The 13,945-nt window shown below is 42.6% G+C and carries 14 protein-coding genes; 1 reads left to right on the plus strand and 13 read right to left on the minus strand.

Annotated features, from left to right (window positions below; all coding sequences use genetic code 11):
• Together PXY01_RS20830 and PXY01_RS20835 are read right to left on the minus strand one after the other, a co-directional pair.
• Positions 1-203, minus strand: a 203-nt coding sequence (locus PXY01_RS20830; protein ID WP_164744527.1) for an acyl carrier protein, incomplete at its 3' end; no start/stop codon positions are given.
• Positions 193-906, minus strand: a complete 714-nt coding sequence (locus PXY01_RS20835; RefSeq protein ID WP_127572878.1) for a thioesterase II family protein — start codon at positions 904-906, stop codon at positions 193-195. The genes PXY01_RS20830 and PXY01_RS20835, both read right to left, overlap by 11 nt.
• Before the next feature lie 340 nt (positions 907-1,246).
• On the opposite strand from PXY01_RS20835, the gene PXY01_RS20840 reads away from it, so the two are divergent.
• On the plus strand, positions 1,247-1,720 hold the full coding sequence (locus PXY01_RS20840) for an N-acetyltransferase (RefSeq protein ID WP_127572880.1): 474 nt from the start codon (positions 1,247-1,249) through the stop codon (positions 1,718-1,720).
• 84 nt (positions 1,721-1,804) lie between these two features.
• Here PXY01_RS20840 and PXY01_RS20845 read toward each other — a convergent pair whose 3' ends face one another.
• The 11 genes from PXY01_RS20845 to PXY01_RS20895 form a co-directional block, all read right to left on the minus strand.
• On the minus strand, positions 1,805-2,752 hold the full coding sequence (locus PXY01_RS20845) for a phytanoyl-CoA dioxygenase family protein (protein WP_127572881.1): 948 nt from the start codon (positions 2,750-2,752) through the stop codon (positions 1,805-1,807).
• A gap of 43 nt (positions 2,753-2,795) precedes the next feature.
• Positions 2,796-3,866: a hypothetical protein gene (locus PXY01_RS20850; protein ID WP_127572883.1), complete on the minus strand. Its 1,071-nt coding sequence runs from the start codon at positions 3,864-3,866 to the stop codon at positions 2,796-2,798.
• Positions 3,863-4,852 (minus strand): ABC transporter ATP-binding protein, encoded by a 990-nt coding sequence (locus tag PXY01_RS20855; protein ID WP_246028043.1) that lies wholly within the window; start codon positions 4,850-4,852, stop codon positions 3,863-3,865. The genes PXY01_RS20850 and PXY01_RS20855 overlap by 4 nt, the downstream gene beginning before the upstream one ends.
• 7 nt (positions 4,853-4,859) lie before the next feature.
• Positions 4,860-5,576 carry an ABC transporter permease gene (locus PXY01_RS20860; protein WP_164744528.1) on the minus strand — a complete coding sequence of 239 codons (717 nt, stop codon included), beginning with the start codon at positions 5,574-5,576 and terminating at the stop codon, positions 4,860-4,862.
• Positions 5,577-5,660: 84 nt separating this feature from the next.
• A complete protein-coding gene (locus tag PXY01_RS20865) occupies positions 5,661-6,458 on the minus strand; it encodes an ABC transporter permease (protein ID WP_127572888.1) in 798 nt (265 codons plus the stop codon).
• A 63-nt stretch (positions 6,459-6,521) separates the two neighbouring features.
• Positions 6,522-7,814, minus strand: a complete 1,293-nt coding sequence (gene argJ / locus PXY01_RS20870; protein ID WP_164744529.1) for a bifunctional glutamate N-acetyltransferase/amino-acid acetyltransferase ArgJ — start codon at positions 7,812-7,814, stop codon at positions 6,522-6,524.
• Between the two features lie 52 nt (positions 7,815-7,866).
• Positions 7,867-9,513 (minus strand): thiamine pyrophosphate-binding protein, encoded by a 1,647-nt coding sequence (locus PXY01_RS20875; protein ID WP_127572892.1) that lies wholly within the window; start codon positions 9,511-9,513, stop codon positions 7,867-7,869.
• Positions 9,514-9,515: 2 nt separating this feature from the next.
• Positions 9,516-11,018 (minus strand): asparagine synthase-related protein, encoded by a 1,503-nt coding sequence (locus PXY01_RS20880; RefSeq protein ID WP_164744530.1) that lies wholly within the window; start codon positions 11,016-11,018, stop codon positions 9,516-9,518.
• Between the two features lie 52 nt (positions 11,019-11,070).
• Positions 11,071-11,955 (minus strand): arginase family protein, encoded by an 885-nt coding sequence (locus PXY01_RS20885; protein ID WP_164744531.1) that lies wholly within the window; start codon positions 11,953-11,955, stop codon positions 11,071-11,073.
• A 12-nt stretch (positions 11,956-11,967) separates the two neighbouring features.
• Positions 11,968-12,207 (minus strand): acyl carrier protein, encoded by a 240-nt coding sequence (locus PXY01_RS23415; protein WP_373864313.1) that lies wholly within the window; start codon positions 12,205-12,207, stop codon positions 11,968-11,970.
• 10 nt (positions 12,208-12,217) lie between these two features.
• On the minus strand, positions 12,218-13,726 hold the full coding sequence (locus PXY01_RS20895; RefSeq protein WP_127572898.1) for a class I adenylate-forming enzyme family protein: 1,509 nt from the start codon (positions 13,724-13,726) through the stop codon (positions 12,218-12,220).
• Positions 13,727-13,945: the final 219 nt, after the last annotated feature.

The raw sequence follows: 13,945 nt of genomic DNA on the forward strand, positions 1-13,945 counted from the left end.
TTTGCCAAATCGCCAATCGTTGGGTTAATAAATATATCCATAAGCGTCATCTTGCAGCCGAACTCTTGGTTTATTCTGGAAATAAGCTGAGCCGCCGAAATGGAATCTCCACCTGCTTCAAAGAACGATTCTTCACCCGTAATCTGCTTGGAACCCAGAAGCTCCTTGCAAATATCCAACAAACGCGCTAATTCAACACTCACTATGCAACCCTCCTCCGCCACCGTTCCATTGTTGTTCAATAACTGCTAGAATACGTTTCATTTGCTGACGCAGATAGAGATGTCCACCTGGAAACCTATAGCTTGCAAACGTAGATTCCGTATAACTTTTCCATTCTGACGCATTCAAGCTTGAGCTGGTATCTTGTTCGCCATTCATAACGGTTATAGGACATGATAATCGCTGTGAATCAAATCGAGGCGAGTATTCATCCGTCGCTGTAAAATCCGCACGAAAGATGGGAAGAAACATTTCCTTCCACAAATCGCTTTCTACTGTTTCGGGAGCAATACCCTCCAGCGCAGCTACAGCCCGTGAAAGCTCTACATCATCCAGTGCAGCATTTGAGAGCCTACTTTTTCTGTGGGGAGCCGTTTGACCCGAAATATATAGATGGGAAATCGAGTTCTTGTGAGCTTGTACTAAATGAGCGCATTCATAAGCAATCCATGCTCCCATGCTATGTCCGAACAAAGCATATGGCTCATCCTGTTCGGTCTCTTTAGCTATCCGTACAAAAAGATCCTCTGCCAACTCTGTTATGGAATTCATGAATGGCTCCGAATAGCGATATCCCCTACCAGGAAGCTCCATCGGCACTATTTCGATTGTATTAGCATACGGAATCCAACTCTTATAAATAACAGCTGAAGCGCCTGCATACGGTATGCAAAACAGTTTCATAAACCAAATTCCTCTCAGAGTCTGTGGTTATAATCTATCGAGTTGTCTACTAACATCAAACAGCGATTACTAACATAGGAGTTTCTATATTCCAGCGGAGTTTGGTTATATACCACACGAAATACTGAACAAACCTGGGCCGTTGAAATATAACCAACCTGAGTTTTTAAGGTAGAACAGAAGGTTTCAGATCTGTATTAATAAATCCATATCATGAAACATTTGCTTGCTAAACCTGTTGCCAACTGAGAAGGTTTGAGGTAATCTAATCATTAGTGTATAAATATAAATATAATTGAAACAAAATACACCACTTCAAACGATCGGAGTGTTACCTACAATGATTGTAATTCGGAAGCCAACAATTAAAGACACGCCTACAATGTATAAGTTGATTAATATGTATGCGGATGAGGGTCGTTTGCTACATCGATCTATCACATCTATATATGAATATTTACAATGCTTCTATATCGCGGAGCATGATAACGAAATAATTGGCACGGCCAGCTTGCATATTCTCGATCAAGAGCTTGCCGAAATTCGCTCTCTCACCGTATCGCCCGACTATGTCGGGAAGGGAATAGGAAAAATGCTTGTAAACAAAATTAAAGAGGAAACCGAAACACTTGGCATTAAAACTCTACTTTCCTTGACTTATCAGGTTCAGTTTTTTTTGCGCTGCGGATTTGAATTAATTGATAAAGAAGAACTGCCAATGCAAAAAGTATGGAAGGACTGTATGAATTGTCCGAAATTTACGAACTGTGATGAGAATGCCATGGTAATTCACTTTGAACAACCGACAGAGTAGTTCAAATCATTTGTCATGCTGCTGCATAACTTCTCTTAACTGTTCAACCATTATGCAGCAGCAATCATAATATATTTTCAGCGATCAAGCAGGCTGCGTCATGCCAAGTGCTTGTCTTATGCTTTGTTCCAATACAGAATAATCCGATTCGTTCTCTCGATTAAGGCACATTCTTTCCTTTAGCGGAGTATTGATGTTGCACATCATTCTCGCTTTTCCCGAGTGGTTCTGCGAGCCAGTATGGTAAACGAACGGATGGCACAGCAATATATCGCCCGCTTCACCTGTTGCTTCGACTACTCTAAGGCGAACGCCGTTTTCATCGACATAATCCTGTTCCATAAACTTTCGAATCCGATCTTCGCTTGTTGCGGCAGGACGAATTTGATCCGTAACGTAGATTTCTATACGGTCTTCGTCCGTAACATCACCGTAACTGCCTGTCAATTCAGCCAGCCAAGGATTGCTCCTGTTCATGATAGGAATTGCATCTTTATACTCGATTCCATCCGGATGCTCCGCCAGAAACCTCGCAACCAGCTTATGCGAGCCTTCAGCAATCAAAGTCCCGCCCCCCCTGGTTTCGACATCGGAGAACAATACAATCATTAATAAACCTTGCTCTGGGCTATCGATATAATGACGGAAATGCAATCCATCCCAATGCCAGCCGCCAACCGGTACGTCCCACTTCTCATCAGCCCCAAGACTCAAATTTATCGGCCACCAGCCAAATGGAACTCCATCTTGCTCGTAACCTGCATCCAGTCGGCCCTTTCCGATTAACTCCTCCACTGCTCCTATCAGTCTGGGCGTAGTACAGGCTCCGAATATACCGTGCCTATAATTTTCCGACAGCTGATAGAACGGTAAGTGCCAGGTTGCCTTGTCTTTGGATATACCGCACTTGGCATTAAGTATAGACCAAAGCTCATCCTGAGCCTCCAATGCCATCTCGCGAGGAATGGCTGCCTTGACTTTTGTCCATCCCTTCTCTATAAACTGATTGATTTGTTCTTCTGAAATAATCATGTCAATCCGTCCCTTATATAAAAAATAAAATGCATTAATTCCGTTATGTTAATTGCGCTTCAAGCGTTACTAATAGCCTACTCGTAAACTGTTCATCCTGATCCCGGATTTCCTGCAAGCCCTCCAGGACCTTGTCCATTGTTCTCGTCTGACCGCTAAAACGAAACTTAAGCATTTTATTTCGAAGAGTTAACGTAGTCTCTACTAATTCGTCGCAAGCATCCAATAATGAATCCTCAATTCGGATTCCGTTATCTCTCATGTACACCAGGCGTTGCTTCATTATTTTCTTATGTTCCCATAGCAAATGTAGCGGGCGGATATCGAACGATACTGCTCCCTCTTTAATCAAGTTCAGATAGTGCGCCACCAGACGATATGTTGCAATGCCGAACACATAATGCTCCCCCATATTGTCGGCATAATTGTGCATGGAATATCTGAGCGCCGTATCACGGCTTGATAGAAAATCACTCAAATGGTCGACGACAAGCTGTAAATTAAATGAAGACGGTCTTCCGAAATTCGGCTCAAGAATATACAAGGATGAATAACACGGATTTACGCTTTTTCCATCAAGATCATCCGTATCGAGATAGGCCTTTAAAAAAACATCGAATTCTATAGTAGCGGTCGTATAGGCTTCGCTCTCACCATAGTAGCCTGCGACGTGAAACAATTTTTGCTCAAGATCATACCCGTAAATGAAAAAATCATGGTCATCCTTCTCTTTTTGGAACGAAGGTCTTCCATCTACATGAAAATCGTTTACACTCGTATAGGCATAACGGTTGTCGTCTATTGCATTAATAATTAATTGGATCACATCCACGTTATTCTTAAGCAGAGTACCCTTAAATACCCGTTCCATCTTCAGAAGTCTTTGAGGAGCCAACGTATAATAGAACCAATCCTCATAATTTTGATGGTATTCGTAAAACCGAAGATGAAGATCCATATGAGGATGCGTCAAAATGTTTTGGCAAAACAGTTGCGTATAATTGCTATACACCCAAGGCAAGGCTCTCGGATCCGTCAACATGATAGATAACTCATGCGCGTCATTAGACCAGCACCAAGTGAACGGTTCAGCCAAAGGAAGCATTTTAATCATGACGATCTCTCCATTGTATATAGTTGTTTAATAATTTCTTCTATTGGTATGGCGTTAATATTAATGTCGATCACGGGTAAATCGCTAAGAATACCATAAACCTCCTGCTTCAAATTAGATTGCTTCATGTCAATCTCAATTCGCGCGGTGTACGGATCTCGATAATCCGCATTTAAATGCGCTATTTGCTCCCTCCCCACTGGCTCAGAAAACTTTACCTCTACGATTTTGCGACTCGTGATGTTAGCACCTAACCTAGACATTGGCTCGTCAAAGACGACCTTACCTTCATTAATAATAGTCAGGTGATTGCATAAGTCCTCCACATCGGACAAATCATGGGTCGTTAAAATAACCGTCGCTTGCTTATCTTTGTTCAGTTGCTTAATAAAGTTACGAATAGTTTCCTTGGACACAATATCGAGACCAATTGTTGGCTCATCAAGAATAATAATCTCTGGATCATGAAGGATAGACCCGACAAGCTCGCACTTCATCCGCTCGCCAAGCGATAACAATCGAACAGGCTTGTACATAATGTCAGACAAATTAAGCATCTCTACGAGATAATCCAAATACTCTTTAAACTTCTGTGTCGGAATCTTATACATTTCCTTCTGCAGTGCAAAAGTATCAGCAGGTGGCAAATCCCAAATTAACTGGGATTTCTGCCCAAATACAACACCAATGTGACGAACATATTGCTCCCGATTGGACCAAGGAACAAAATCCATGACGCGAATCGATCCGGAGGTTGGATACAAGATGCCGCAGATCATTTTGAGTGTAGTGGATTTTCCAGCGCCATTCGGACCAAGAAGTCCTCGAATCTCACCCTTCTTAATCTGAAAGCTCACGTCGGCAACAGCATCGATCCATTTGTAATCTCTGCTGATTAGAGAACGGACCGAACCCAATATCCCAGCCTTCTTCTGATGAACCTTGTATGTCTTGCTTAAATTGCGGACATCAATCAATGTACTCAAAATTCTGTTATCCTCCCGAGCTGGCGTAATATTTCAGAGATCGATTCCATACTTTAATGCAAACCATAAAAAATACGATAGATAAAGGAAAAAATAAGTAGACGATTGAGCTTGCTTCCCCCATCAACGTCTTTGCAGGGTAGTACGCCCATACGGCAAACGGGATAATAAAAATAAATGAATATTTTAATAATTTCGGAAACAGCTCTAATGGGTAGTCAGCCACATGAATGATGTTATCGAACATTTCGTCCATTTTTTCCATGTGAACGACGAAAATGACGAGACAGCAAAACAACGCAAGTAACCCCATATATACTAACAATCCGCTTATAATCATAACGAGCATCGCCCCAACGATATGTGCCGTTATTTGCAATTTCATATGAACGACCGCATATAAGGTGACAATCATCCCGGAGATGAAAGGCCCAAGCCCACTCAGACTAAACCCGCTCGCCAGAAGCACTCCGATAGGTGGATACGGCTTCATTAGCAGTCGATCAAATGTCCCTTTCCGAATCATATCCATCATCTGCATACGAACCTCTCCGAAAACCGTGCCTCGCAAGCCCAACCATATGAGAACATTGCCTTGGAACAGAATAATCTGATCGATATTCCAGCCAGGAAAACCGTTCGATTGCGTAAAGACAAGAAGCTGCACGATCGGACCAATCGAGGTCATTGCGAGCGATATAAACAAACTAATTACAAAGTCCATCCTGTATTGCATACTTTTACTGATACTAATCTTACAATTCAGCACAAATAGTCTGAATAAGCCCACGATTGTTAAGTACATTCGCTACCCCCCCACAGCACAAAACCGTTTGGCGGCTGCGGACCACGAAATTTTGTATACGCCGAGCAGCAGAAGAATCCAGCTCCATTGCATAGCAACCGCAAACATGAACTCGGATGGGGTTGATTTGCGGTTAAGAAAGAATTGAATCGGCTCATAAAAAATATATTTGAACGGCATATAATCGATGGCAGCTGCAAGCCCCGAAGGGAAAAATTCCAATGGGATATATGCCCCTCCCAACGATGCGAAAAAAATAAACTTAACGCTTGTCAATGATCTAGTGCTTTTAATGAAGAATGCGCACATGCCGATCAAAAAATTGATAATAAAGAACAGGAAAAATGAGCCGCTAACCATTACGAGAAACATTATGAATGATGCGAACGTCAAAAAAGTCGGTTTGTACATTAAGCTGAATACAATCATGTCCATCGTAAATTCCAATAAGACTCCTACGATTCTTAAGGCTATTGCATCAGCAAGCTCAAGCTTGAATAACGACATTGGCCTCAAAAAGCTAATGGTCATCTCGCCAGATATAATACGATCAGATATTTGTGAGTCGGTAAAATTCCATATAAAGACCCAAACAAAGCTGACGCAAGCAAAATACCATACCATTTGCGTTAAATCATAGCCATTAATCGAATCGCTGTTGCTATGCGCGTATACGGTCTCAAACAAAAAAATATTAATTAGCAGAATGACCGGATGAATAAAGAAAGACAATAGAAAGCCCCAACGATATTGAAAAAAGGCTTTCATATATATTTGAATCGCTTTTAGAAATGCCCTCATGACAGCTCCCTTGGGATCATGGAGAGAAGACTTGACTTACCGTCAAGTCTTCATCCCTATGTTCTACGTGGTATAGTCTGCATTAATGTGAATATACTCTTCCGTTAGATCGCATCCCCAGACTTTGGCGGTATATAAAGGCTCACCAATCTCGACTTGAATCGTTACGGTTTTCGATTGCTTTATCTCATTGGAGAGCCGTTCTAGATCGAATTCGACTCTTTGATTTCGATCGAACACCGTTTGGTCTAGAAATCTGATCCGAACATCCTCCGGATTGATTTTATTACTTGGCGTATTCGCATCAGGTTTTCCAATCGCCATTACGACTCGTCCCCAGTTCGGGTCAGCTCCATAGATGGCCGTTTTGACAAGCGGCGAATTTGCAATTTTTTTGGCATACGCTTTCGCTTCCTGATACGAATTGCTCGAGCTTACAGTAATCTCAATTAGCTTAGTGACACCTTCCGCTTGACTCACAACATCGCGTGAAAGCTTCAAGCATACCGCCCTTACTGCCCGCTCGAAATCAACAAGTTCTTCCTCGCTGACCTCTACCTCATTTGTAGTAAAAATAGCCGTCGTATCGCTCGTACTCGTATCCGAATCAACAGTAATGCTATTAAAGGAAGGCTCTACGGCATTGATTAGTATCTCATCAAGCTTCGACTTGGAAACCTTTATGTTGGTGAAAAGATATACAAGCATCGTCGCCATATTCGGTTCAATCATTCCAGCGCCTTTGGCGATACCACATAGAACAACTTTACCGAATCGGACAGAGACTACTTTTTCCTTCCGGTCCGTTGTCAAAATAGCTTTGGAGCTTTCCAATAGCTTGCCGTACTCAAGCTTGCTTGAAAGGCCGCGAATACCCGAAAGAATAGTATCCATCGGCAATGAAACGCCGATAACGCCTGTGCACGACAACAATATCGCACTCTTAGAAACGTTAAATTCCTCAGAAAGTGCCTCGGCAATTCGATGAATGTCTTCACGCGCCGTAGGCGTAAATACATTCGCATTTTTGCTTATTACACAAAGCAATTGAACGTTGCCATGAACTGAATTAGCCCGGTCGAAGACCACAGCTTCACTGCAGCTCATATTTTTCGTATATACCGCCGAGCATGTTCCAATTTGATCCAACCTTATGACTGTAAAATCAAGTTCATTTTTTTTGGATACACCAATATATTTAGCAATCGATTGAATACCGTCAGGGTAATAGGCTAACGAATTCTGAAGCTCTACTTTCTCACCCGCACAATTGATGAAGTAAAATTGATCTTCTTCAAAAGGCCTATCGGGCCGCTCTGTAATATAAATTTCCTGGTTAGCAATAACTTGTTTCATTATAAGGCCCTCCGAATAATAAAATCGTAATTGGAACTGAAGCTGCTCATACCTAGAAGGAGATGACGAAATCATCCTGATAATCGACTGGGACCTCTATTACTAATGGTTTGGTGTAGTCGTTCCCTGCAATCGCAGCATCAAGCTGCTCAAGCGTCGATACCCGCACACCGTTACAGCCGTTTGCTTCCGCTAATTTTACGAAGTCTACACTCTCTAACCGAACGATTTCTGGATTGCGCCCTGTTTTACTCCGTTGCTGATACAGATTGATAAGCTCATAGCTTGCATTATTCAACACGACGACGACGACCGGCAACCCATACTTGGTTAACGTAGCCAAGTCTCCACTACCGGAATGAAACCCGCCGTCTCCGCAAATCAGAAATACCTTCTCACCTGGATTGAGCAGTTGGGCTGCAGCAGCAGAAGGTAGTCCCGTTCCGAAGGAGGAAAGTCCCGTATCGGAAAAAAACTTTTTCGTCGAAGCTGGGGTGGAGAACATGATTGCATGATGTCTGTAGTAGCCGATATCTGTAATCAAGTAACCGCTGCCCAAGTAACGATTAATGATGTTCATAACTTGTCCTGGAGAGAAGTAATTCTGATCCTTCTGCGGAGCGTTCAAGACTTTCTCATATTGCTGCTTCATCTGGATCAGGTCCCGCGGATCCTTCTTCGTGCCATTCCTCTCCGTCAATGTGGTGAAGAGATGCTTCAAATCACATACGCACTCTAAATCGGGATTAAATTTTGAATGAATCATAAACTGCGGCGAGCTACCCAAACTAATGACCGTTTTTTCGTTGCCGCGAGTCCACATTTTCGGCAGAAGGTCATCAACATATTGATAACCTACACAAATAATCAAGTCAGCGCTCACAAATATATCGTCCAATGCGGGATAACCAAGAATTCCTTCCATATAGCAGCTAACCGCACCGTAATTTAGCGGATCATCAAAAGGCGCCACACCCTTTGCATTCGCAGCTGTTACAAATGGAATATTGTAATGACGGCAAAATTCGATAAGCTCTTTATCCGCGCCAACCCGTATTACCTCTTGTCCAATTAAGCATAATGGACGACTGGAGCCTTGCACTTTCTCCATGATAGTATCGATTTCCCATTCGCTTGCAGGCTTGGCGTTAACCCGTATAGTTTCGGTCAGTTTTATGGCCTCTCTGCCTGGAGGGCTTATGATCTCTTGATTGTAAAAATCAACTGGGATCGATATATGCACCGGCCCAACTGGTTCTGTTAATGCGATTTCGAAAGCTTTATCCACTGCGTTATACAATTCTTGCGGATGACGCAATTCATAGGACCATTTGGTTAGAGGCGCCAGGATTGAAGCCTGATCGACACACTGATGTGTAATATTATAGAAAATATCGTTACTCTCCAGTTGCGAGGTGAAGAAGATAACCGGCGACTTGTTCAGCATGGCTGAAGCGACAGCGGTCGTCACATTCGTTGCTCCAGGGCCCATAGTCGTGAAGCATGCTTGCGGCTGATCTGTCAGCCTGCCAGCAAAATCTGCCATGATGCCTGCAGTAAACTCCACTCTCGTCGTAATATATTCAATACCGTCAACTTCATTAAAAAGAATATGCTCGTTTTCTCTCCCGGGAACCCCGTAAACGTACTTAATATTTCTTCTAACAAGCTCCTGAAGCAGTGCCTCTTTAAACAGCATTATTATGCCCCCTGTTTTTTAAGTTCTTCATGCAAGGAAATATTTGATACTTCCACTTTGTCTACCAGCAGCAATTTAAGAATGTGATATGCAAATTGGTCCTTCGCATATCTAATTGCGTCTGGCTCCCTACCCTGTAATTGCAGGAATTGCGTGAAGAAATCCTCGCAGCCTGTTCCTTGATGTACACCGACCTTTTTTCTCCATAAAATCTCAGGATCAATCTCACCGTCGAACGATTTTCTAAGAATATACTTCTCAATACCATTCTTAAATTTCAAGGCCGGATCAATCATAAAGCTCGCCTCGACGATGCTGGATTCCAGGAAAGGATAGAATACCTGTTTATCGAAATAATAAGCAAAGTTTTGCGAGGTCTCGTTTGACCAGTAGGTGCTGATATACTCATCCCAAACCAGCTGCATAATGGCTCGAGCCGACATTCCCTTCTTAGCGAATCCTGCAAACAGAATATCGGATCCGTATCCGGACAGTATGTTCTGCCCGCGCCCTTGCAGTAATGAATGGGAAATTGTAATCGGAACTAGATATTCGATGTATTTGCTATGGAAGTGCTCGACTAGCCCTATAGTATGCACATAGGAATCAAGAAACCGATCTTGCTCAAATAACAAGTAGTTCAACTGTTTGCCAATAGACTTTGCAAACACTCCTGCAGGAATGAATTCGTTGTAATCCTCCGTCCCTGCCGTATAAAGCTCGACAGATGAAAGTCGTTTCGTCGCTAGATAGGTAATGATGCTTGAGTCCAAGCCTCCCGATACCAAACAATCAGCTGAACGAATCGGATAAGCATCTACAATGCTTTCAAGCGAGGTTCGAATGAGTTGACATGCCTGCTGCTCATCAAAAATGGTGATCGAGCGATTCGGAGTAAAATAAAGGCTCTGTCCCCTCGCTATTCTTCCAACGTTATTAATAACTACCGTATTGCCCGGCACAAGCTTATAAGTATCTTTAAAGCTTGTAAGATATGCATTGCGGTATAGATCTGCTTCATTGAATGATTCAAACGGAAGAATATACTGGTCGTTATCAGGAAATGCTTTCAATTCGCTTGAAATTAATATCCGTTGATTCTCAGAATCGAATCGATAATAAAGCGAGGGTCCGGAGCCTTTGCTAGTAAACGCAATCGTTAATGGTCCAGCAAAGAGAACGCCGGAATAATATCCGTTCAGTATTCGAAAGGCGTCGATTCCGTATTTTTCATAGGCTTTTATAATAAGCTCCTCATCGCTGCCGATAGCTGCAGAGGCATGCTCCACCAGAGTGGCAGATAATTGTTTGCGAATCTCATCATCTGCAACATATCCGGTCAATACACAATAGCTGTCATACTGCGATAACGCTACAGGGACCGATTCAAGCTTATCTTCCCCGACCGTTAGCAATTGAACTTCGTATTGCGGCGTCAATAAGGTGCTCAGAGCTCGAATACCAAGTGCCGAAAAAGAAGCATCCTCCATTGCATGCCGTTTCATCGTTCTCATGTGCCTATTATGGAGTTGAATTAAAAATCCCCGAGTCGCCAATTTAATTCGCCATCTCCTTGCGATTCTCAAGTTTTGCAATCGATACAAATGTGCCATTCATTAATAAATCAAACACGATCTGAGCGGCAAGAAGGCCGGTAATACCGGTCGGGTCATAGCTAGGCGCCACCTCTACTACATCAAGACCTACTATGCTGTATTCCTTCAACTGTTCAATTAACCCCAACATTTCAAAGCTGGACAATCCTCCCGGCACCGGTGTTCCTGTTCCAGGAGCAAAGGCAGGGTCAACAACATCAATGTCAATACTTATGTAATACAAACGATCCTTCGGAATATCAAAGCGGCTTAATTGGCATTGATTCTCCCGAAATTCCTTCATACTAACGCATCTTACGCTTTCATACTCTTGATAGAAGGTCCAACTATCATCACGCACTTGTCCCCTCATACCAAATTGGTTCAAATGCTCTGGCATGACGAGCTTCTCTTCAATAATGTTTCTAAAGACAGCGCCATGATGATATGCATAGCCGTTAACAGGTGCAAAAGTATCTGCATGAGCGTCAAAATGTAAAATGGAAAGCTCCTTGCCCTTCATGGCTTTACTAACAGCTCTAACTGCTGGCAATGTGATAGAGTGATCGCCGCCAAGCAAAAAAGGGACTCGGCCTTGATCGATAACTTTACGGACTGCACTCTCGATTCTGCATAAGCTTTCATCCTTGTGATAAGGAGATAGCTCCAGCATGTCGCCAACAATTTCATCCCATTCCCAAGGTAGAACCTTTTGCGCGCTAATTGAGTAGGTTCTTAGCTTTTTCAGTTGACCGATGACATGAGCAGGACCGTCCTTCATGCCCTTTCTCCAGTAAGCTCCTTCTTCATAAGGCACGCCGATGATGGTTGGTACGCCGACTTCCATACCCATCCCCCTTTAATTCGGTTGGCATAACGATTCTACAATTTCAATTAATTCAGCTACCGTTTTCGTCGATAGGGTATTTAAAAACGAATCCGGAAACTCGATATCGAAAACAGTCTCGATTTTTACGATTAATTGCATAATCTGTAGAGATTGCAGCCCTAAATCGGAATCGAGCCTAAAGTGCGGTTGCACTTCTGCTCGACGAGCAATATCGCAGATCAGCCGAATTAACGCTTCCTCGGACGACACCAAGAAGCTCTCACCTCCATACCTTTCCTTCCAACGAATCGATTAATTCGCGCCGTATTACTTTCCCAAGCGGCGACCTAGGAATACGATCGATAAATACGATTTCAGATGGTCGTTTATATAGGGCCAATTGCTGCGCGCATTTCTGAACAATAATGGCACGAAGCTCGTCCAGACCGCCTCCTTGGCTTCCCGGTACAACCACCGCAACGACACGTTGCCCAGAAACATCATCATTTACTCCTACCACAGCCACTTCTCTTACATTCTCGATCCCCTCAATCAACGCTTCTAATTCTTTAGGGCTCACTTTATTCGCTCCTACGTTGATGAAGTCCGATACGCGCCCCATATGATAGAAGTAGCCATCTTCGTCCTGACGTATAATATCTTTAGTACAAAACCACCCATCCACATAAACATCCGCTTGTTCATCAGGATTGTTCAGATACCCTGGAGAGATCATATTATCCAGCTTGATGCACAGCTCGCCTTCTTCACCTGGTCCCACCGAATGCCCATCTCTATGCACCAACCTCCAGGACAGTTCTGCAAAGGGTTTTCCAATTGAAGCTGTAGCTGCACCTTTATCATTAAATGTGATGTAGCCAACTTCTGTTAAACCATAAACCTGATTAATTTTCTTCCCATCAAACGCTTCGGCGAACCTATCAATTGTTTCAGCCGATAATGGGGCTCCTCCGCAAAGCAAATACCTTACCGAGCTAAGATCATAATTACGAACCATCCCAACTTCCGCCATTAAAGCATACATATATGGGAGCGTCCCAAAGAACGTAATGTTCTCCTTAACAGCAATATCTAAAATTTTTCTTGGTGTAATCGCGGATAAGTCCGGTAAATATAGCGTTGCTCCATTAATTAAAGCAGGCAAAGCATGATCGTGTATCCCATAGCTATGAACTAACGTAACCGTACACAAAATTTTGTCATAAGATGTAATGCCGAAATATTTGCACTGTAAATTTACTTGATTTATAATTGTTTCCTGAGGGAACACAATACCCTTTGGTTTGCCGGTTGAACCAGAGGAAAATAATATCGTGAATACGCTTCCATTCCTATTAATGACCTTATTGAACTTCCGGTTTACAGACATCGCCACCACAGAATCATCCAGCGACATTTGTTTATCGATGCTGCCTGTAATCGCCTGTTTAGCTATTTCGGTATATTTAGTTCCAACTATAGCAACAGTCGGTTCGATTTCATTCATTACACGTGTGATCTCATCCAGTGTAAGCCTCGTATCGATCGGCACTATACATATCTCAAGCTTTGAAGCCGCCAAATAACAAATTAAGAACGAGATTGAATTATCCGCTAATAAGGCGATCGTATCGCTAGTCTGAAGTCGACAGAGCTTTAGCCTTTCGGACATCTCATCAACTTTATCAACCAACTCCTTATAGGTAATGGTTCTTTCATCCGAAATAATGGCCGCCTTGCTGCTATGAAAGCCGGATTGTTCAAGCACCAACTGAAAGATCGTTGCCAAAGTCCTGCCCCCCGCAATGATTTCGACTCAAACTATCCAATTTTATGTAATTTAATAAATGATGATAATATTTTACTATAATGGAATCTTCAATTCAATATACAACTTATATGAGTCAGTTTGAAAATCATAATAAAAGTATATATAAACTACCAGTTCCTCTCTCAACCATCAAATTATTGTTTTTTTCAAGGGGATTGTAAGAATTATAAACGGATC

Origin of the sequence: Paenibacillus xylaniclasticus, assembly GCF_004001065.1 — a bacterium.
GTDB lineage: Bacteria > Bacillota > Bacilli > Paenibacillales > Paenibacillaceae > Paenibacillus_T > Paenibacillus_T xylaniclasticus.